The following is a 21,002-nucleotide window of genomic DNA, read 5'->3' as shown; positions in this document are numbered from 1 at the left end:
TAGGCTTGAGCAGCACGTTCGGAATTCGCCGCATGGCGCGTTATGTCACCGTTGCGGCGGTGCTGTTCGCGGCGGGCTGCACCCCGATCTATCAAAACCACGGCTATGTGCCGACCGAAACCGATCTGGCCAAGATCGAGGTCGGCAAAAGCTCGCGCGAGGAAGTGTCGGCGGTGATCGGCCGTCCCTCCTCGATGGGGGTGCTGCAGGGGGCGGGCTGGTTCTATGTCGGCTCGCGCTGGAAGCATTACGGCGCGCGGGCGCCGCAGGAAATCGACCGGCAGGTGGTGGCGATCAGCTTCGACGACAAGGGCATGGTCGAGAATGTCGAGCGCTTCGGGATGGAGCGGGGCGAGGTTGTCGTGCTCTCGCGCCGGGTGACGAAGAGCAACATCAAGGGGCTGGGCCTTGTCCGCGAGCTTCTGGGCTCGTTCGGGCGCGTTTCGGCGGGCAAGCTGCTCGACAACTGACCGGGGCCGGGTCCCGTCGCGGGGATCCCCCCGCACGGGGCGCTTCGGTCGCAGCCGAATGTCTTTTCGCTGTCAGGTCTTTGCCGTAGGATCGGCGCGACTGATCCCGGGGGAGCCGATGTTTTCGCTTTCGAGGGGCCGTTATCTGGCCCGACTCGCGCAATCGCAGGCGGATGTGCAGGCGGCGCAGGCGCTGCGCTGGCGCGCCTTTGTCTCGGCCCGCGGCCGGGGCCTTGCGGCGGGCGAGGCGCTGGATGCCGATGCTTTCGACGCGGCCTGCCGCCATGTGCTGGTCGAGGAGGCGGGCAGCGGGCGGCTGGTGTGCTGCTTCCGGCTGCTGCCGCTGGAAAGCGGGCGCGAGCTGCACCGCAGCTATTCGGCGCAATTTTACGACCTGACGCCGCTTTCGGCCTATGCCGGGCGGATGCTGGAGATGGGGCGGTTCTGCGTCGATCCCGACTGCCGCGATCCCGACATCCTGCGGCTGGCCTGGGGGGCGGTGACGCGGCTCGTCGATGCCGAGGGAATCGAGATGCTGTTTGGCTGCTCCTCCTTCCTGACCACCGATTTCGACAGCTGCGCCGATGCCTTTGCGGTTCTGGCCGAGCGCCATCTGGCGCCGAAGCGCTGGCGGGTGCGGGTGAAAGCGCCGAAGGTGATCCGCTATGCGCGCCAGCTTCTGGGGCGCAAGGGCGATCCGAAACAGGCGATGCTGAAGATGCCGCCGCTGCTGCGCTCTTATCTGGGCATGGGCGGCTGGGTCTCGGATCATGCGGTGGTGGACGAGGATCTGGGCACGCTGCACGTGTTTACCGGGCTTGAGATCGGCGCGATCCCGCCCGAACGCGCCCGCGCGCTGCGGCTGGTGGCCGGGTAGGGGGCTGCGCCCCCCGGCTCTCTATCAACGGGAAACCAAGCCTCATGTGGCGATGGCACCGTCATCACCGCGTTGCACGGCGTGCAAAGTGCGCGCGCCCTTTGGAAGCCCGTAGCATCCATGACGCGATGATCTGTCGACACAAATTGGCTGTTGTCGGCCGTTCCCGGTTTTTGTCCGATGTACCGGGTGTTTTGTCGGGCGACAGGTCATTGCCCGCGCCCTTCGTCCCGTCGCGGGCCGCAGAATGCCATCGGCATGCGGTCGCGGATCGAGGCTGTGACCACCGAAGCGGCCACCCCGACCGCGCCCGCAAGCGGCGCCACGATGCGAAACGCCCTTCGGCCCGCGAACGCGGTTACACGACCGATTGGGGGAAAGAGTGCGCGCTTCCTGCTTTGCCACCCCTGTTGCGCGACTGCGGTGCTCATCGAGCGGCTCTCGGGTGGAAAGCTGCTTGCAGACCGGGCGTTTGACGCGAATTGGCTGCGCGAGGCCTTGGCCGAGGCGGCAACCGAGGCGGTGATACCGCCCAAGTCCAACCGACGCTTCCCAGCTGAATTTGACCGTGACACCTACAAGTGGCGCCACCTGATCGAAAACTTCTTCGGAAAGCTCAAGGAATACAGAGGGATCGCCACGCGCTGCTGCAAAACCGACACCAGCTTCACCGCGTTCATCGCCATTGCCGCAACCGTCATTCGTTTGCGGTGAACGTCAACAGACCGTAGTCAATATGGCATGTGTGGGAGCTTAACTGATTCCGCTCACAACTCGTTGATTTTATTGATAAATTTACGTCCGGCAGTACGTGGCGGAGAGGGAGGGATTCGAACCCTCGGACCCTTGCAGGGTCAACGGTTTTCGAGACCGCCGCAATCGACCACTCTGCCACCTCTCCGCATCAGGGGTCGTCGTGAGGCGGGTGTTTAACGTCAGCCTCAGAGGGCTGCAACCGGTTTTTGCATCCTCGGACAAGTTTTTTCGCCATGCGCATCCCGAGGCGCCGTCGCGCAGCGGCAAGGCCCTGGCGCGGCAGGGGGCACGGGGCGAAAGCGGATGTCATCCGGCACCATGGCCGTTTGGCCCGGCGCAAACGGATAGTGTCCGGCGACTGAAAAATCTCCGTTGAATATGGAAAAATATCGGACATGATCCGACAAAAGACGCATGACGGCGGACAGATCGGCATCATGGACGAGATCGACAGAAAGATTTGCGCGCTTTTGGGCGAAGATGCGCGCCAGTCGATGGCGCAGCTGGGCGCGCGGGTGGGGCTTTCGCCCTCGGCGGTGAATGACCGGCTGCGGCGGCTGATCGAGCGCGGCGTACTGCGCGGCACGCGCGCCGATGTCGCCCCCGAGGCGGTCGGCCTGCCTGTCGCCGCCTTCGTCTGGATCGCGCTGGCCGAGGGCATCGACGAGGCCGCCTTTCGCGCCGCCATCGCCGAAGACACCGCCGTCACCGCCTGTCATCATGTCACCGGGGGCTGGTCCTATCTGGTGCAGATCCGCGTCGCCTCGCTGGGCGCGGTCGAGGATTTTCTGGCCGCGCTGAAACGGGCGGGCTGGGTCGCGCGGACCGAAACCATGCTGGCGCTCTCGACCGTGGTCGAGCCGCCGTTTCGCTACAGGAGATAGAATGGAAGCGCTTGTGCTGTTCGGAAAGGGGCTGTTCATCGGCCTGGCCATCGCCGCGCCGATCGGGCCGATGGGGGCGCTGTGCATCCAGCGCACGCTGGCGCGCGGGTTTTGGGCGGGCGTCGCGGGGGGGCTGGGCACGGCGCTGGCCGATCTGACCTTTGCCACCGGCGCGGCGGTGGGCTTTGCCGTCTTCAACGATCTGGTCGAGCGCATCGCGGTGCCGCTGGGCCTGATCGGCGGGGCCTTTCTGATGGTTCTGGCCTGGAACGGCTGGCCGCGCGGGCAGGGGGGCGAGCCCAGCCCGGCGAAGATCCCCGAGGCGCGCGGGCTGTGGCGCACCACCTTTGTCACCTATGGGCTGACGATCACCAACCCGCCGACGATCCTTTTGTTCGCCGCGATCTTTGCCGGTCTGGGCCTGGCGCAGACCGGATCGGGGCTGGCCATCGTGGCGCTGGTCGCGGGGGTGTTTCTGGGCTCGATCGGCTGGTGGGCGTTCCTCTCGGGGCTCGTTGCCGCACTCCATCACCGCCTGCCGCCCGCCTTCGCGCTCTGGACGGCGCGGGTCTCCAGCCTGACGATGGCGGGTTTCGGCCTTTGGGCTTTCGCCTCGATCTTCTAACTGTCGGGGGCGATCAGGCCAAGGCCGCGCAGATAGACGCCGATGCCGCTTTCCAGCAGATCCTCGGGCGAGAAGGGGGATTGCGTGCCGGGGGCCGCGCGGGCGTAAAGCTCGACGACACCGTGGCTGAGCGCGCGCACATGCGCCGCCACCATCGAAGGCGGCGGGCGGCGCCCCTCGGGGATATGGGCCGAGAGCGCCTGTGTCGCTTTCAGCACCACCGCCTCGGCCCGCGCCATCCCCGCCGCCAGCTCGGGCGAGCGGTTGGGCGAGAGCCCGCTTTCGAACATCGCCATGTAATGGCCGGGAAATTTCTTTGCAAAGGCAAGATAGGCCCGCCCGGTCGCGCCAAAGGCCGAGAGCGCCGTCGGCTTGCCGCCGTTCCAGGCATGTTCCATCAGATCGGCGAAGATCGCATAGCCCTGGCGTGCGCATTCGGCGATCAGATCCTCGCGGCCGGCAAAATGACGATAGACGGCGGCGGGGGTGACGCCCGCCTCCTTGGCGGCTTCCGACAGGGTGAAGCCCTGCGCGCCGCGCGCCGCGATCAGCGCCAGCGCCGCCTCGACCAGGGCCTGGCGGAGGTTGCCGTGATGGTATCCTGCCTTAGCCATCGACGTGTTCGATGCCCCCGCAGATCAGCGGATCGGGCGTGCCGATCGCCGCCCGGTCCTTGCCCGGGTAGTCGAGCGCGCCCAGAACGGTCTGGATCGCGGCGATGCGGGCCCGGTATTTGTCATCGGCGCGGATCACCGTCCAGGGCGCCGCCGCCGTGTCCGACCGGCGCAGCGTTTCCGCAATGGCAACCGTATAGGCATCCCATTTCCGCAGCCCCTCGACATCGATCCAGCTCAGCTTCCATTGCTTGAGCGGATCCTGCTCGCGGTCAAGGAAGCGCTTGAGCTGCTCGGCGCGGTCCACCGACAGCCAGAGCTTGACCAGAACGATGCCTTCGTCGACCAGCATCTTTTCGAAGCCGGGCAGCTGGGCAAAGAAATGATTGCGCTGTTCGGGGGTGCAAAAGCCGAAGACCTGTTCGACCACGCCGCGGTTGTACCACGAGCGGTCGAAGAGCGCGATTTCCCCCGCCGCGGGCAGCCGTTCCACATAGCGCTGGAAATACCACTGGCCCTGTTCGCGTTCGGTCGGCGTGGGCAGGGCGACGATATTGGCCTGGCGCGGGTTCAGGTTTTCGCGCATCCGCTCGATCGTGCCGCCCTTGCCCGCGGCGTCGCGGCCCTCGAACAGCACCACCAGCCGCCGCCCGTCCTGTTTCAGACCCCAGCTCATCTTCACCAGCTCGACCTGCAGCGGCTGCATCTGCGCCTCATAGGCCTTTTTCGCCAGCGCCGCGCGATAGGGAAAAGAGGCCGAAAGGATCTCGTCGGGTTTCGCCGTCTCGATCGCCCGGCGCAGGCTGTCGGGGGCGTCATGGCGCAGGAATTTGGTGATCTCGCCGACGAAGGGCAGCTCGGGAAAGCCGGTTGCCGCTCCGGGCGCGGTCTTTCCCGCGCTGTCGTGATCCTTGCCCATCTGCCGCCCCGTGCCCCCGTGCCGTCATTTCAATGTGAAGCGCTTTCACTATAGCGGCCCGCAGGCGGGAGGCAAAGATGCCGCCGCCCGGCGGCCTGTGTCGGGGTCCCCGGTCGCCCCCCCCAATCACCTCCGAGTCGGCCCGGGCGGGCCGGTTTTGGTTACCAAAATGTGATTCGTCACATCCGCGGTGCATTGGCGAACAAATGGGCGGTTTCGTTCGCTTTGATCGCAATGGCGGAACAATGAGGCGGCCGTGATTGTCCCGGCGGGGGCCAAGATTGATGCCGGTTCGGAACGCTGCGCGCGGATTGTCGCCAATCCGGAAACGCAGGATCGCAAGAGCCCCGCCGCCGCCCCGAAGTCCGCGCGCCGAAGCAGGGTTAATGGGCGGTAAACAGGACAAATTTTAGCTTTTTTCCGCGCCTTTCCGGGCCTTGGCGGCGAGGTTGCGGAAACAATCGCGGCGGAATGGGCGCAAAATCGCGGCGGCAATGGGACAGTCGGGGGCGGATCGGGGAAAAATCTGGGCAAGATTGCGGCAGATTCCCGTTCCCCGAAGCCCGGCCTCTTGGTATCACGTAAGGGCCCGTGTTGGGCATCGGCCGTGGGGGCGGCCGAGGACGTTCGACATCTTCGGATGCTCGGGACGGTTGAAGTGGTGCTGCCGTGACCGGGATGATCTGCGATCCCGAAACGACCGCGAAGCAAGGGAAATGAAAACCGCCGTTTTGGCGGCCTGTTTCGTGCATCCTGCTGCAATCCGACCGCGTGAAAATGTCGCGTCCCTGTCGGTGGGGTTTCCGCCGGTGACGAGTGAACGGGCCGTGCGCGGGGCAGGGCCGAAATTTCAAGGCTTGCGGGGCATTGTCTTCGCCAATCGGGGTAAGGAGAGGCTGCCATGACCTATACTTTCAGCGACCGCACGATTTTCGCGTGGGATCTGTCGAACATCACCTCTTCGAAAGCGGGTCTTTTCGCCGACAGCGCCAGCGGGCTGTCCACCGCCAAGGGCGCGACCTTCACCATCAGCACCGCCGCGACGGTCAACCAGATCACCGTGCGCGACAATGACAGCTATTTCAACGACGGCGACAGCGACCAGACGCTGAACTCGAGCGAGACCCTCGAAGGCGCAAGCTACGGGCCCTCCTCCGGCCGCATCACCCCCGAATATGCCTATACCGTCTGCCCCGCCGGCTGCACCGATCCTGCCCAGTACATCACCGTCTATGCCTTTGAAATGTCGGACAATGACATGGTCGGCATCGTGTCCTCGGCGCCGCTGCAGACGGGGGTCAGCTATACGGTCGTGTCCTGCACCGACAATTGCCCCTCGGTCCCCTATGCGTCGCTGGCGACCTATCCGACGCTCGATGGCGTCGTCGAGGGCACCGCGGGCGCCGATCTGATCGACACGGGCTACACCGGCGATCCCGAAGGCGACCGGATCGACGCCAATGACTATCGCGGCGGCAATGCCGACAGCGTCGTCGCGGGGGCGGGCAATGACACGATCCGGTCGGGGGCTGCGGCCGATACCGTGCATGGCGAGGACGGCAACGACCTGATCGACGGCGGCGCCGACAATGACTTGCTTTATGGCGGCGCGGGCGACGACACCTTTGTCGGCGGCGCGGGCAATGACACGTTCAACGGCGGCACCGGGCTTGACGTGATCGACTATTCGAAGTCGGGCGCGGCGGTGAATGTCGATCTGAGCACCGGCGCGCTCTCGGGCGGCGATGCGGCGGGCGATTCCATCGCCTCGGGCATCGATGGCGTGATCGGCTCGGAGTTCAACGACAGCCTTGTCGGCTTCGACCATCAGGGCACCTCGGCCTCGGACACCTATACCAACGTCTTCCACGGCATGGACGGCGATGACACGATCCGGGGCCAGGGGTCGGATGACAGCCTTTACGGCGGCGCCGATGACGACAGCATCGAGGGCGGCGCGGGCAACGACTATATCGAAGGCGACGGCGATCTGGACAGCGGCGCCGCCCCGGTCGATCTGACGATGGACTGGCAGAAATTCGGCCAGAATTGCGGCAATATCGTCAATGGCTCGTCTTACGACATGGGCGGCGTCAAGGTGACCTTCGGCTTCACCGACCAGACCTGCGGCGCCACCGCGACCTCGACCACCGCGTCGCAATATGTCGAGCCGGGCGACGGGCTGAACGGCGCGGGCGGGCTGCAGCTTTACGGCGACGGCGGGGTGGGCAACACCTCGACCACCTCGCTGAGCTTCACCTCGACGAATGCCGATTACGCCTCGGCGGTGACCGATGTCAGCTTCCGCATCAATGACATCGATGTCGGCACCAGCGCCGATTACCATCAGGACATCGTCACCGTCCGCGCCTATGACGCGAACGGCAACCTGCTGAACGTCACCTATACGCTGGAAGGCGGGCAGACCGTCTCGAACGGCACGATCACCGGCCATGACGTTGACAATGGCGGCTCGGTCTCGCCCGCCTCGGCGACCGGCTCGGTGCTGGTGCATATCGATGGCGTCGTGGCGCGGATCGAGATCGATTACAACAACGGCGGCCCCACCGATCAGGCGATCACCGTGACCGACCTGACCTGCACCACCGTTCCGGCGATCGAGGGCGACGAGGCGGGCGATGACACGCTCTCGGGCGGCGAGGGCGACGACACGATCCTCGGTCAGGGCGGCAATGACGTCATCACCGGCGGCGCGGGCCATGACCGGATCTCGGCGGGCGACGACCGCGACGTGATCCACGGCGGCGCGGGGGACACCGTCGATGGCGGCGCGGGCGGCGACGATTACGACACGCTCGACATCACCGGCCAGGGCGACTGGCGCGTGGTGAACCGGACCGTCGACAGCAACGGCAACGGCTATAACGGCACCGTCGAATTCCTGGATGCCGACGGCAACGTCACCGGCGCGCTGAATTTCACCGAGATCGAGAATATCGTCGGCGATGACGTCAACCACCGTCCCGATGCGGTGAACGACAGCGCCACCGTGGCCGAGGACGGCACGAAGACGATCACCGTCCTTGCCAATGACACCGACCCCGATGGCGACACGCTGACGGTGACCGGCGCCACCGCGTTGCATGGCACGGTGACGGTCAATGCCGATGGCACGCTGACCTATGTGCCGAACGCCAATTACAACGGCCCCGACACCATCACCTATACGGTGCGCGATCCGGGCGGGCTGACCGACACCGCGACGGTCAATGTCACGGTCACCCCGCTGAACGACGCCCCCGATGCGGTGAACGACAGCGCGGCGACGAATTTCCAGACCGCGGTCACCGTGCCGGTTCTGGCCAATGACACCGACATCGACGGCGACACGCTGACGGTGACCGGCGCCTCGAGCCCGAACGGCACCGTCACGGTGAATGCCGACGGCACCATCACCTTCACCCCGGAGACCGGTTTCACGGGCGATGCCACCATCACCTACACCGTCTCGGACGGCCATGGCGGCACCGATACCGCGATCGTCACCGTCACCGTCGGCGCCGATCCGCGCGACGGCTATGTCGACGGCACGGCGGGCGGCGATCTGATCGACACCGGCTATACCGGCGATCCGCAGGGCGACATGGTCGATGGCAATGACGCGATCCTGCCGGGCGACGGGCCGAACGATGACCGCATCCGCGCGGGCGCGGGCGATGACACGGTTCTGGCGGGGCTTGGCGACGACACCGTCACCGCGGGCACGGGCCATGATTCCGTCGATGGCGGCGCGGGCGATGACAGCCTGTCGGGCGAGGGCGGCGCCGACACCCTGCGCGGCGGCGACGGCAATGACACGCTGGATGGCGGCGACGACAATGATCTGGCGGTGGGCGGCAAGGGCGACGATCTGCTGATCGGCGGGCTTGGCAACGACACGCTGGAAGGCGGCGCGGGCAATGACACCGCCCAGGGCGGGGCGGGCGATGACAGCCTCACCACCGGGCTTGGCTCCGACCGGGCCGAGGGCGGCGACGGCAACGATTACATCAATACCCGCAATGACCTGGCCTCGCCCGATCTGGGCTATCCGGGGCTTGTCCCGGCGGACACCGACCCGAACGACGACCGCGACACCGTTCTGGGCGGGGCGGGCCATGACACGATCCTGACCGGCGACGACGCCGACAGCATCGAGGGCGGCAGCGGCAACGACTGGATCGACGCGGGCGTCGATGCCGACACCGTGCTGGGCGGCGAGGGCGACGACACGATCACCTCGGGCGAGGGCTCGGATGTGGTCGATGGCGGCGCGGGCAATGACATCATCTACGGCGGCCTTGGCCCGACCGTGCCCGACATCATCAACATCCCCGACGCCACCGATCTGGTGCAAAACAACGGCATGGACACGATCCATGGCGGCGAGGGCAACGATGTCATCTATGGCGAGGATGACGACGACCTGCTTTACGGCGATGCCGGCAATGACACGATCGACGGCGGCATCGACGAGGACACGATCTTCGGCGGCACCGGCAATGACAGCCTGACCGGCGGCGCGGGGGCCGACCAGATGTCGGGCGGCGACGACCGCGACACCTTCGTCGTGGCCAGCGCGGCGGCGGGCGCGGGCGATGTCATCGACGGCAACGAGGGCGGCGACGACTATGACACGCTCGACCTGACCGGGGCGGGCCGCACCAACATCCTCTATGACCCGACGAATGCCGAAAACGGCACGGTGCAGTTCCTTGACGATGACGGCAATGTCGTCGGCACGCTGACCTTCACCAATATCGAGAACATCATCGTCGACCGCGACGGCATCGTGACCGGCACCGATGGCGCCGATCTGATCGACTATGATTACACCGGCGATCCCGATGGCGACAGGATCGACCACAATGACGCGCTGATCCCGGGCGACGGCCCGCAGGATGACCGCGTCGTGGCCGGGGCGGGCAATGACACGATCCGCTCGGGCGTCGGCAATGACACCGTGAACGCGGGCACCGGCGACGATTCGATCGAGGCGGGCTCGGGCGATGACTCGGTGCTGGGCGGGGAGGGCAACGACACCATCCTCGGCGAACGGGGCGATGACACGCTGGACGGTGGCGCGGGCAATGACAGCATCACCGGCGGGCTGGATGACGACAGCATCCTTGGCGGCGCGGGCAACGACATCCTGGACGGGCGCAGCGGGCTTGACACGATCGATGGCGGCGAAGGCAATGACAGCATCGACGGCGGCGACGGCAATGACAGCGTCAGCGGCGGCACCGGCAATGACACGCTTTACGGCGAACTTGGCAATGACACGCTGACCGGCGGCGAAGGCCGCGATCTGGTCGATGGCGGCGACGGCGACGACCTGATCGACACCTCGGGCACCGGCCGCCCCGACATCGCCTATCCGGGGCTTTACGGCGCCGACAGCGATCCGAATGACGACCGTGACAAGGTGATTGCCGGGACCGGCAACGACACGATCCGCACCGGCGACGATGCCGACAGCATCGACGCGGGGCAGGGCAACGACGTGATCGACGCGGGCGACGATGCCGACACCGTCGCGGCCGGGATCGGCGACGATCTGGTGATCGGCGGCGAGGGCTCGGACAGCATCTCGGGCGGCGACGGCAATGACACGATCTACGCCGACAACGGCCCGGGCACCACAAGCCCGACCGAGGTCACCGACGACACCGACCCGGTGCCGCAAAACGGCCGTGACACGGTGCGCGGCGGCGAGGGCAACGATGTCATCTATGGCGGCGACGACGACGACCTGCTGAGCGGCGACAACGGCAACGACTGGATCGACGGCGGCATCGACGAGGACACGATCACCGGCGGCGAAGGCAATGACACGCTGCTGGGCGGCGCGGGCGATGACAGTCTGGACGGCGGCAATTCGTCTGACAGCCTTGATGGCGGCGCGGGCAATGACACGCTGCTGGGCGGCGAGGGCAATGACACGCTGCTGGGCGGTGCGGGCAATGACAGCCTGGACGGCGGCTCGGCCTCGGACACGCTGGACGGCGGGGCGGGCGATGACACGCTGATCGGCGGCGAGGGCGACGATTCGATCCTGGGCGGGGACGGCAACGATCTGGCCTCGGGCGGGACCGGTCAGGACACGATCCGCGGCGGCGCGGGCGATGACACGATCACCGGCGACGACGGCGACGACCGGCTTTACGGCGATGCGGGCAATGACAGCCTCTCGGGCGGTCAGGGCCAGGATCTGCTGGACGGCGGCGTGGGCAATGACACGCTGATCGGCGGCGATGGCGTCGACACGCTTTTGGGCGGCGATGACCGCGACGTCTTCATCGTGGTCAATCGCGACGGCGGCAACCACGACTTCATCGACGGCAACGAGGGTGGCGACGATTTCGACACGCTCGATCTGACGACGGCGGGGCCGCTGCGGATCAACTACGATCCGACGAACCCGGAAAACGGCACCGTCACCTTCCTTGACGATCACGGCAATGTCACCGGCTCGCTGACCTTCCGCAACATCGAGAAGGTGATCCCGCCCTGCTTCACCCCCGGCACGCTGATCGCGACGCCGAAGGGCGAGCGGCTGGTCGAAGAGCTGCGCGAAGGCGACAAGATCCTGACCCGCGACAACGGCATTCAGGAAATCCGCTGGATCGGCCGCACCGATCTGACCCGGGCGCAGCTGATGGCGACGCCGCATCTGAAGCCGGTGCTGATCCGGGCCGGAAGCCTGGGCAACGGTCTGCCGGAACGCGACATGCTGGTTTCGCCCAACCACCGGATGCTGGTGGCGAACGAACGCACGGCGCTTTACTTCGAGGAACACGAGGTTCTGGTGGCGGCCAAGCATCTGATCGACAACCGCGGCGTGAAGCCGGTGGAGACGCTGGGCACCAGCTACATCCACTTCATGTTCGACCGGCACGAGGTGGTTCTGGGCAACGGCGCCTGGACCGAAAGCTTCCAGCCGGGGGATCAGTCGCTGCAAGGTCTGGGTCATGCGCAACGCGCCGAGATCCTGGAGCTGTTCCCGGAGCTGCGCAGCCGTGACGGCCTTGAGGGCTATGGTGCGGCGCGCAAGATCCTGAAGAAACACGAGGCGGCGCTGCTCAAGCACCGCTGAGGCAAGACAAGCCGGTGGGGGCAAGGCGCCCGGGGGAAACCCCGGGCGTCTTTCCGTTGCGCGCGCGGGCTGATCTGGCGGGATCGGGGCGGATTGCGCCGGTATCGTGGCGGGAAACGGAAAGTTCTGACAAATTGTGACAATTTCTGGATCGTTAACCTATTGGAAGGGCGGGTTTCGGAGTATGCTGGCATGCGGGGGCCGTGGGGTGTCCCCCGATGGCTCCGGATCAGGACGCGCAGGATGATGGCGACGGGCAACTTCACGCCGGGGGCGGCGGTTTTTGGCAACCCTTCCGGGCCTTGGGGGGGCGACTATTCCATGGTCGAGATCCGCCTTCAGTTTGACGGCTACGACGGTCTGGGCGGCCGCGCCGAGGGCCGCGATGCCGCGGGCGGGCAGATCTTCGCGCTTGATCTGGCGCAGATCGCCGCGGCGGTGCCCTGTTTCACCGCCACCAGCCTGATCGCCACCGGGCAGGGGGGCGTTCCGGTCTCGGAGCTGGTGCCGGGGGCCCGGGTGATCACCCGCGACAACGGCATGCAGGAATTGCTCTGGGTCGGGCGTCGCCGCTTCGGCTGGCAGGCGCTGGGGCTCAACCCGCTGCTGCGCCCGGTGCGAATCGCCGCCGGGGCGCTGGGGCAGGGCCTGCCCGAACGTGACATGCTGGTGTCGCCGAACCACCGTTTCCTGACCTGTCTGCCGGGCGGGGGCGAAAGCGGCGAACGTCTGACGATGGCGCGCGATCTGGTCGGGCTTGACGGCATCACCCTGCATCCCGCCGCCCAGGTTGACTATTGGCAGCTGCTGTTTGCGCATCACGAGCTGGTTCTGGCCGATGGCGCCTGGTCGGAAAGCTTCCTGCCGACCGAGGCCAGTCTGGCGGCGCTGGAAAGCGACAGCCGCGACGCGGTGACCCGGGCCTTGCCGGGCCTGGCGGCCCCGGACCATCCCGGAGCCGTCGCAGTGCGCCCCCTTGCCGAGGTCGGCTCGGCGGCCTGAGGCGGCCCCGGCCATCTTCCCGCCACGAGAGCGCACCGGCTTTGCCGCTTTTGCGGCCCCAATCTGCCATTGTGCCGACCGATTGTTTCTGCAAAGCCCGATCGGGACAGGCAGGAACAAGATGGCGATCACCGGCACGGAGCAGAACGACAGGCTGACAACGGCGGCGGCCGATACGATGCTTGCGGGGGCGGGCGATGATTCGCTTTCGGGCGGCGCGGAGGATGCCTATACCAGCGATGTGGACCGGCTTTGCCTGTTTCGCCAGGACATCGACTGGTCGCGGATGGTGATCACCGGCGAATCCGGCACGATCCTCTGGCTGAGCGGCGCGACGAGGCGCTTTTCCAACATCGAAAACGTCGAATTGCTGCGCAATATGCCCTGTCTCACCCCCGGCACGCTGATCGAGACCAAGCGCGGTCAGGTGCCGGTGGAAAAGCTGCGGCCGGGCGACCGGGTGCTGACGCGCGACAATGGCTATCAGCCGATCCGCTGGATCGGACGGCGACGGCTGAAGGCGGCGGATCTGGCGGCGGTGCCGCAGCTGCAGCCGGTGCGGATCGCCGCGGGGGCCCTGGGCGAGGGTCTGCCCGAGACCGACATGCTGGTCAGCCCGCAGCACCGGATGCTGATTTCGGGGGCGCGGGCGGAACTGCTGTTCGGCGAGGCCGAGGTTCTGGCGGCGGCGCTGCACATGCTTGGTCAGCCCGGCATCACCCGGCTGAAGCGCGACGAGGTCACCTATCTGCATCTGATGCTTGACGCGCATGAGATCATCCGGGCCAACGGCGCCTGGACCGAAAGCTTTCAGCCCGGCGACCAGACCCTGGCCCAGCTGGACGCACCGCAACGTGCGGAACTGGCTGCGATTTTCCCCGATCTGGACAGGATCGCCCGACGCGGAGGCTGGACCGCGGCCCGCCGCGCGCTCAAGGCGCATGAGGTGCGGGTGCTGATGGGCCGGAGCGCCGCCTGAAACGGGAAAAAAGGCCGGATGCGATGCACCCGGCCACAGGAAGAGGCCGACAGGGGACTGCGGCGCTCGGGATCAGAAGGCCGAATAGCGCGACGGCAGCGGTTGCACCGCGCCGCTGGGCGCAAGGCCGATGTCACGCAAAAGATGATCGTCGAGGCGGGCCAGCGCCAGTCGGGCGCGGCGGTCATCGCGCCAACGGGCAACCGCGCCCAGCACGACCGCAAGCGGCGACGTCGCGGAACGACGCGACAGCGACGAGACGGGGTGGGACAGGCTGGTCATGGGGCACCTTTTCTGTATTGATACAATTCTATATTTGCTGGTAGGAAGAGATTACAATTCCCGCACAAGCGGCGCGAGGGAAACATTGTGACTGATACAAGTTGGAAACCCGACCTGCCGGTGCAATCCGGTCCGAAATATCTGGCGCTGGTGCGCGCGCTGCGCGAAGGCGTGCGGCGCGGCGATCTTTCGCCCGGATCGCGGCTGCCGACCGTGCGCGATCTGGCGTGGAAACTGGGGGTTACCCCCGGAACCGTGGCCCGCGCCTATCAGATTGCCACGCAGGAAGGTCTGCTGGAGGCGGCGGTGGGGCACGGCACGTTTGTATCGACACAATCGCGCCGTCTGGGGCCGACGGAATCGCTGTATCAGCAGCCGCTCTCGGATCCGGCGGCGGATGGGGTGATCGACCTGCGCTCGCCGCAATTGCCCGATGTGGGACAATCGGTGGCGCTGTCGCAGGCGATGGCCGATGCCGCGACCGAGCTGGGCGAACATTATCTGGAATATCCCGGCCTGCGCCGCGACCGCTATTGCCGCGAGGCGGCGCTGGACTGGTTTTCGCATTGTTCGCTGCACGGGCTGATCGGCGCCGATGATCTGGTGCTGACGCATGGCGGGCAGAACGGCATTTCGATCGTGCTGCAATGCTGCCTGCGCGGCGACCGGCCGGTGGTGCTGTGCGAGGAACTGGCCTATCCCGGTTTCCGCCATGCCGCGCGGCTGAGCCGGGCCGAGGTGGTGCCGGTGAAGCTGGACGAGGAGGGGATGATCCCCGAGGCGCTGGATGCCGCCTGTCGTCGCTACGGCGGGCAGGTGGTCTGCGTGACGCCCGATGCGCAGAACCCGACCACGGCGCGGATGTCGAACAAGCGTCGGCAGGCCATCGCCGAGGTGGCGCGCAGGCATGATCTGCAGATCATCGAGGATGATTGCTACACTGCGCCGGTCTCCGGGCTGGAGGCGATCCGAGCGATCGCGCCGGAACGGACCTGGCATGTGACCTCGCTTTCAAAGACGATCTCGGCGGGGATGCGCTTTGGCATCGTCATCGCCCCCGAGGGCATGGGCGAGGCCGGGCGGCTGACGGCGCAGCACAGTTTCTTCGGCCTGCCGCGGCCGGTGACCGACATCATCACCCGGCTCTTCACCAGCGGCGAGGCGATGCGGCTGCGCCATGCCGCGCAGGAGGTGATGAGCCGCCGTCTGCAGATGGTGGTGCAGGCGATGGAGGATCACGACATCGCCTGGCAGCCGGGGCTGAGCTTCATCTGGCTGCGTCTGCCGACGGGCTGGCGGGCCTCGACCTTTGCCCGCGTCGCCGAGGCCGAGGGGGTGCTGGTGCGCTCGGCCGATGAATATGTGCTGGCCGACGGCCATGCGCCGAATGCGGTGCGTTTCGCGCTGGCGGGGGGCGTGCCCGAGGACCGGCTGATGCGGGCGATCGCGAAGCTGCGGGCGCTGCTGGAGAATCCGCCCCGCGATCTGCCGGTCTGAACCTGCACGTTCCGGTTGCAGAGTGGCAGCAATGCTGCCGCTTTGCTGGGCAATCGCGGGAAATTTCCCGAAACAGGCCGCAAGCCGGGGCATCGTCCCCCTTTCCTCTGCCGAAACCTTGTGCAAATTTGGCCCAAACGCGCTGAGAGCGCTGAGGAGAATAGAGTATGTCGGCATCTCCACCCGCGGTGGCGCGCTCGGAGGCGGCCAGCGGCTGGTTCATGGTCAGCCCAACGCTGATCTATGCAGTTCTGTTGCTGGCGGCCCCGCTGGTGACCATCGTCGCCTATTCCTTTTTCAAGGATGGCTATCTGGTCGTGGTGCATGAGTTCACCACGCAGAATTATATCGACGCCTGGTCGGACCCGATCTTCCGCACCATCCTGTTGCGCTCGGTGCTGGTGTCGGCGCTGGTGACGCTGGTCACCGTGCTGCTGGCCTTTCCGATCGCCTATTTCATTTCCTTCAACGTGCCCGCGGCGCACAAGTCGCGCTGGCTGTTCCTGATCACCATCCCGTTCTGGACCTCGTATCTGATCCGGGTGTTCCAGTGGAAGGTGATCCTGAACTTCAACGGCGTGGTGAACTCGACGCTGATGGGGCTGGGCGTCATCGACAGCCCGTTGCAGATGCTGAACTCGGTGGGCGCCATCGCGATCACGCTGGCGCATGCCTATGCGCCCTTTGCGATCCTGCCGATCTTCGTCAGCCTGGAAAAGATCGACCGCTCGCTGCTGGAAGCCGGGCAGGATCTGGGCGAAAGTCGGCTGATGACCTTCTGGCGGGTGACCCTGCCCCTGGCGATGCCGGGGGTGATCGGGGCGGTGATGATCGTCTTCATCCCGACGATCGGCGATTATGTCACGCCCGAGCTGATCGGCGGCGGCAAGCTGCCGATGGTGGCGAACCTGATCCAGAAAGACATGCTGAAGATCGACAACAAGCCTTTGGGCGCGGCGGTGGCGGTTTCGGCGATGCTGGTCGTGTCGGCGGTGGCGCTGATCTTCCTGTTCCTCAACCGCCGCTTCCTGAGGGGGGGCAAATGAAGTTCTCCGGTCTGAGAGGCTATGCCTTTCTTTATCTTGCCTTCCTTTATGCGCCGATCGCGCTTCTGCCGGTTTTCGCCTTCAACGACGGCACGGTGATCGCCTTTCCGCTGAAGGGGTTCACGCTGAAATGGTTCGGGCAGATGTTCGAGAACCAGTCGCTGGCGACGGCGCTGACGAACTCGCTGATCGTCGCCGTTTCGACCTCGATCCTGGCGACGACGCTGGGCATCTTTGCCGCGCGCTCGGCCACGCGCTACAATTACCGCGGCAAGGCCGGGGCGATGGGGCTGATCATGCTGCCCCTGGTGCTGCCCGAGATCATCCTGGCGGTGTCGCTTCTGGTGGTGCTGCTGGCGATTGGCGTGCCGATGTCGATCTTCACCGTGATCCTTGGCCATGTGCTGGTGGCGACGCCCTATGCGATCGCGGTTCTGAACGCGGCCTTCTCCTCGCTGGATCGTTCGCTGGAAGAGGCCGCCTATGATCTGGGCGAGACGAAATGGTCGACCTTCCGGCTGATCATCCTGCCCTTGGTGACGCCGGGGATCATTTCCGCGGCGCTGATGGCCTTCACCATCTCGCTGGATGAATTCATCATCGCCTTCTTTCTGGCGGGAGAGCAGACGACGCTGCCCACCTATATCTATTCGCAGCTGCGCTTTCCGAAACAGATCCCGATGATCATGGCGCTTGGCACCGTGCTTGTCGTCTGCTCGGTGCTGCTGCTGACGCTTGCCGAATATTTCCGCCGCCGCGGCATCGCGAAGACCGGCGCCAAAGACACCGGAGGATTCCTGTGACCCAGAACGTCATCACCGCGAAAGTGCCGCTGGAACAGCGCCGCAAGATGATCGAATTCGATCGCGTGCACAAATATTACGGCGATTACCACGCGCTGCGCGGCATCACCGCGACGATCCGCGAGGGCGAGTTCTTTTCGCTGCTGGGCCCCTCGGGCTGTGGCAAGACCACGCTTTTGCGCACCATCGCCGGGTTCGAGGATATTTCCTCGGGCGCGGTCTTGATCGACGGCAAGCACATGGAAGACGTGCCGCCGAACAAGCGCCCGACGAACATGGTGTTTCAAAGCTATGCGATCTTCCCGCATCTGAGCGTGGCGCAGAACGTGGGCTTCGGGCTGCGCCGCGATCCGCGGTCGGAGGCCGAAAAGGCCAAGGCCGTCGAAGAGGCGCTGGAGATGGTGGGCCTCAAGGGCTATGGCGCGCGGGCGGCGCATGCGCTGTCGGGCGGGCAGCGGCAGCGCGTGGCGCTGGCGCGGGCACTGATCCTCAAGCCGAAGGTGCTGCTGCTGGATGAGCCGCTCTCGGCGCTCGACAAGAAGATCCGCGAGCAGATGCAGATCGAGCTGATCAAGCTGCAGCGCGAGGTGGGGATCACCTTCGTTCTGGTGACGCATGACCAGGAAGAGGCGCTGGTGATGTCGGACCGGATCGCCGTGATGTTCGAAGGCGAGATCGCGCAGCTGGCCGACCCGGAGACGCTTTATCGCCGTCCGGCCTCGCGCCGGGTGGCCGATTTCATCGGCGTGATGAACTTCCTGCCCGCCCGGGTGCTGGGCGAGGGCGGCGGCCATGTGCAGCTGGAGGTGGCGGGACTTGGCGCGGTCGAGGTGACCGACGAGCAGGCCTCGGCCAAGCCCACGGGCGGCACGCCCGCGGTGGGCTTCCGTCCCGAGACGCTGACGATCCTCTACGAGGGCCAGAAAGCGCAGGACCGCGAATCCCCCGGCGTGATCGACGAGGTCGTCTATTACGGCGACATGACCTATTACGACGTCAAGCTTGACGGCGTCGAAACCCCGGTGCGGATTTCGATGCGCAACGTCTTTGGTCGCCCGGTGCTGGATGTCGGCACCCAGACGCGGGTGGCCTGGTCGCCCGGCGCGCTGGTGCTGTTTCGCTGACGGAAAAAAGGGGGGCTTCGCGCCCCCCTTTTTTGCTGTGCAAATTCCCCCCGCGGTCTTTGCAGAAAGATGAAGAACACCTCGCAAGTCTTTATCTTGCCTCAAATATCCCGGGGGGAGGTGAATTTCATTCGGCACGAATGAAAAAAGGGGGGCAGAGCCCCCCTTTTGACGTCTTATTCCGAGCGCGAGGCGCGTTTGCGCTCGTGCGGGTCCAGAAGCCGCTTGCGCAGACGCACGATCTTCGGCGTCACCTCGACCAGTTCGTCGTCGTCGATATAGGCGATGGCTTCTTCCAGGCTCATCCGCACCGGCGGCGTCAGGCGCACGGCCTCATCCGTGCCCGAGGCGCGGACGTTCGTCAGCTTCTTGCCCTTGAGCGGGTTCACCTCGAGGTCATTGTCGCGCGAATGCTCGCCGATGATCATGCCCTCGTAGATCTGTTCCTGCGCGCCGATGAAAAGCTTGCCGCGTTCTTCAAGGTTCCACAGCGCATAGGCGACCGAGACGCCGTTCTCCATCGAGATCAGCACGCCCTGGCGGCGGCCCTGGATCGGGCCCTTGTAGGGCGCCCAGCCGTGGAAGATGCGGTTCAAGACGCCGTTGCCGCGGGTGTCGGTCATGAATTCGCCCTGATAGCCAATGAGGCCGCGCGAGGGCACATGGGCGACGATCCGGGTCTTGCCGTGACCGGCGGGGCGCATCTCGACCAGATCGCCCTTGCGAGGCCCAGTCAGTTTCTCGATCACCGCGCCCGAATAGTCGTCATCGACATCGACGATGACCTCTTCGATCGGCTCCATGCGCTCGCCGTTTTCCTCGCGGAAGATCACGCGCGGGCGGGAGATGCTGAGTTCGAAGCCTTCGCGGCGCATGTTCTCGATCAGAACGCCCATCTGCAGTTCGCCCCGGCCCGAGACGACGAAAGCATCGCCCGAGGGCGTGTCCTCGACGCGGATCGCGACGTTGGTTTCGGCTTCCTTCATCAGCCGTTCGCGGATGACGCGCGATTGCACCTTGGTGCCGTCGCGCCCCGCAAGCGGGCTGTCGTTGATCCCGAAGGTGACCGAAATCGTCGGCGGATCAATCGGTTGCGAGGGGATCGCGGTTTCGACTTCCAAAGCGCAAAGGGTGTCGGCCACGGTCGCCTTGGTCATGCCGGCGATGGTGACGATGTCACCCGCTTCGGCCAGGTCGATCGGCTGTTGCGTCAGGCCGCGGAAGGCGAGGATCTTGGTGCAGCGGAATTGCTCGATCCGCTCGCCGGTGCGCGAGAGCGCCTTGAGCGTGTCACCAACCTTGAGCCGCCCGGCCTCGACCCGGCCCGTCAGGATGCGGCCGATGAACGGGTCGGCCGACAGCGTGGTGGCAAGCATCTGGAACGGCTCGTCGGCGCGGAATTCCTGTTTCGGCGGCTCGACATGTTCGAGGATCAGGTCAAAGAGCGCCGAGAGATCCTGCCGCGGCCCGTCAAGCTCGCGATCCGCCCAGCCGCCGATGCCCGAGGCATAGACATGCGGGAAATCAAGCTGCTCGTCGGTGGCGCCAAGGTTGGCGAAAAGATCGAAGACCTCGTTCAGGGCGCGGTCGGGCTCGGCGGCCGGTTTGTCGACCTTGTTCAAGACGACGATGGGCTTGAGGCCGAGGGCGAGGGCCTTCGAGGTCACGAATTTCGTTTGCGGCATCGGGCCTTCGGCGGCGTCAACCAGAAGACAGACGCCATCGACCATCGAGAGGATGCGCTCCACCTCGCCGCCGAAATCGGCGTGGCCGGGGGTGTCGACGATGTTGATCCGCGTGCCCTTCCATTCGACCGAGGTGCATTTGGCCAGAATGGTGATGCCGCGTTCGCGTTCGATGTCGTTTGAGTCCATCGCGCGTTCCGCGACGGCCTGATTTTCCCGGAATGCCCCGGATTGACCCAGCAGCTTGTCGACGAGGGTCGTCTTGCCGTGGTCAACGTGTGCGATGATCGCAATATTGCGAATGTCCATGAAGTCCGCCTGTTCGAGATTTGTGCTGCCC

The 21,002-nt window shown here is 65.8% G+C and carries 16 protein-coding genes and 1 tRNA gene; 12 read left to right on the top strand and 5 right to left on the bottom strand.

Annotation, left to right across the window (positions count from 1 at the left end; all coding sequences use genetic code 11):
- The first annotated feature begins 5 nt into the window (after window positions 1–5).
- The 3 genes from RCAP_RS09475 (at window position 6) to RCAP_RS18915 (ending at window position 2,061) form a co-directional block, all read left to right on the top strand.
- Entirely contained in the window at window positions 6–470 is a 465-nt protein-coding gene (locus RCAP_RS09475) for an outer membrane protein assembly factor BamE (protein ID WP_013067631.1), read from the top strand.
- 118 nt (window positions 471–588) lie between these two features.
- Window positions 589–1,347 carry a GNAT family N-acetyltransferase gene (locus RCAP_RS09470; protein ID WP_013067630.1) on the top strand — a complete coding sequence of 253 codons (759 nt, stop codon included), beginning with the start codon at window positions 589–591 and terminating at the stop codon, window positions 1,345–1,347.
- A 279-nt stretch (window positions 1,348–1,626) separates the two neighbouring features.
- Window positions 1,627–2,061: a transposase gene (locus tag RCAP_RS18915; RefSeq protein ID WP_148214848.1), complete on the top strand. Its 435-nt coding sequence runs from the start codon at window positions 1,627–1,629 to the stop codon at window positions 2,059–2,061.
- Window positions 2,062–2,159: 98 nt separating this feature from the next.
- Here RCAP_RS18915 and RCAP_RS09460 read toward each other — a convergent pair.
- Window positions 2,160–2,248, bottom strand: a tRNA-Ser gene (locus RCAP_RS09460).
- A gap of 250 nt (window positions 2,249–2,498) precedes the next feature.
- Here RCAP_RS09460 and RCAP_RS09455 point away from each other — a divergent pair.
- Entirely contained in the window at window positions 2,499–2,987 is a 489-nt protein-coding gene (locus RCAP_RS09455; RefSeq protein ID WP_013067628.1) for an Lrp/AsnC family transcriptional regulator, read from the top strand.
- 1 nt (window position 2,988) lies between these two features.
- A complete protein-coding gene (locus RCAP_RS09450; protein WP_013067627.1) occupies window positions 2,989–3,612 on the top strand; it encodes a LysE family translocator in 624 nt (207 codons plus the stop codon).
- Here the strand turns inward: RCAP_RS09450 and RCAP_RS09445 are convergent.
- Complete coding sequence (locus RCAP_RS09445) at window positions 3,609–4,226, bottom strand: TetR/AcrR family transcriptional regulator (RefSeq protein WP_013067626.1); 618 nt, start codon at window positions 4,224–4,226, stop codon at window positions 3,609–3,611. The two genes, RCAP_RS09450 and RCAP_RS09445, sit on opposite strands and share 4 nt — an antisense overlap.
- Window positions 4,219–5,145 carry a polyphosphate kinase 2 gene (ppk2, locus tag RCAP_RS09440; protein WP_013067625.1) on the bottom strand — a complete coding sequence of 309 codons (927 nt, stop codon included), beginning with the start codon at window positions 5,143–5,145 and terminating at the stop codon, window positions 4,219–4,221. Before ppk2 ends, RCAP_RS09445 begins: the two co-directional genes overlap by 8 nt.
- Window positions 5,146–6,046: 901 nt before the next feature.
- Between ppk2 and RCAP_RS20050 the strand changes: the two genes are divergently transcribed.
- From RCAP_RS20050 to RCAP_RS09425, 3 genes are all read left to right on the top strand, one after another.
- The gene (locus RCAP_RS20050; protein WP_013067624.1) at window positions 6,047–12,244 is read left to right on the top strand and encodes a Hint domain-containing protein; all 6,198 of its coding nucleotides are present in this window, start codon (window positions 6,047–6,049) and stop codon (window positions 12,242–12,244) included.
- Between the two features lie 243 nt (window positions 12,245–12,487).
- Window positions 12,488–13,246, top strand: a complete 759-nt coding sequence (locus RCAP_RS18470; protein WP_013067623.1) for a Hint domain-containing protein — start codon at window positions 12,488–12,490, stop codon at window positions 13,244–13,246.
- 121 nt (window positions 13,247–13,367) lie between these two features.
- Window positions 13,368–14,225: a Hint domain-containing protein gene (locus tag RCAP_RS09425; protein WP_013067622.1), complete on the top strand. Its 858-nt coding sequence runs from the start codon at window positions 13,368–13,370 to the stop codon at window positions 14,223–14,225.
- A 72-nt stretch (window positions 14,226–14,297) separates the two neighbouring features.
- Here RCAP_RS09425 and RCAP_RS09420 read toward each other — a convergent pair whose 3' ends face one another.
- Window positions 14,298–14,507 (bottom strand): DUF1127 domain-containing protein, encoded by a 210-nt coding sequence (locus RCAP_RS09420; RefSeq protein WP_013067621.1) that lies wholly within the window; start codon window positions 14,505–14,507, stop codon window positions 14,298–14,300.
- Window positions 14,508–14,594: 87 nt separating this feature from the next.
- On the opposite strand from RCAP_RS09420, the gene RCAP_RS09415 reads away from it, so the two are divergent.
- From RCAP_RS09415 to RCAP_RS09400, 4 genes are all read left to right on the top strand, one after another.
- Window positions 14,595–16,004, top strand: a complete 1,410-nt coding sequence (locus RCAP_RS09415; protein WP_013067620.1) for an aminotransferase-like domain-containing protein — start codon at window positions 14,595–14,597, stop codon at window positions 16,002–16,004.
- Between the two features lie 167 nt (window positions 16,005–16,171).
- Window positions 16,172–17,050, top strand: a complete 879-nt coding sequence (locus RCAP_RS09410; RefSeq protein WP_013067619.1) for an ABC transporter permease — start codon at window positions 16,172–16,174, stop codon at window positions 17,048–17,050.
- The gene (locus RCAP_RS09405; protein ID WP_013067618.1) at window positions 17,047–17,853 is read left to right on the top strand and encodes an ABC transporter permease; all 807 of its coding nucleotides are present in this window, start codon (window positions 17,047–17,049) and stop codon (window positions 17,851–17,853) included. The genes RCAP_RS09410 and RCAP_RS09405 overlap by 4 nt, the downstream gene beginning before the upstream one ends.
- A 47-nt stretch (window positions 17,854–17,900) precedes the next feature.
- Window positions 17,901–18,977 (top strand): ABC transporter ATP-binding protein, encoded by a 1,077-nt coding sequence (locus tag RCAP_RS09400; RefSeq protein ID WP_013067617.1) that lies wholly within the window; start codon window positions 17,901–17,903, stop codon window positions 18,975–18,977.
- Window positions 18,978–19,153: 176 nt separating this feature from the next.
- Here the strand turns inward: RCAP_RS09400 and typA are convergent, their stop codons facing one another.
- Window positions 19,154–20,971 (bottom strand): translational GTPase TypA, encoded by a 1,818-nt coding sequence (typA, locus tag RCAP_RS09395; protein ID WP_013067616.1) that lies wholly within the window; start codon window positions 20,969–20,971, stop codon window positions 19,154–19,156.
- Between the last annotated feature and the right edge of the window lie 31 nt (window positions 20,972–21,002).

It is taken from the genome of Rhodobacter capsulatus SB 1003 (assembly GCF_000021865.1).
Lineage (GTDB): Bacteria > Pseudomonadota > Alphaproteobacteria > Rhodobacterales > Rhodobacteraceae > Rhodobacter > Rhodobacter capsulatus_B.
Note: the sequence above shows the minus strand (reverse complement) of the source record. Positions and strands in the feature narration are given on the sequence as shown.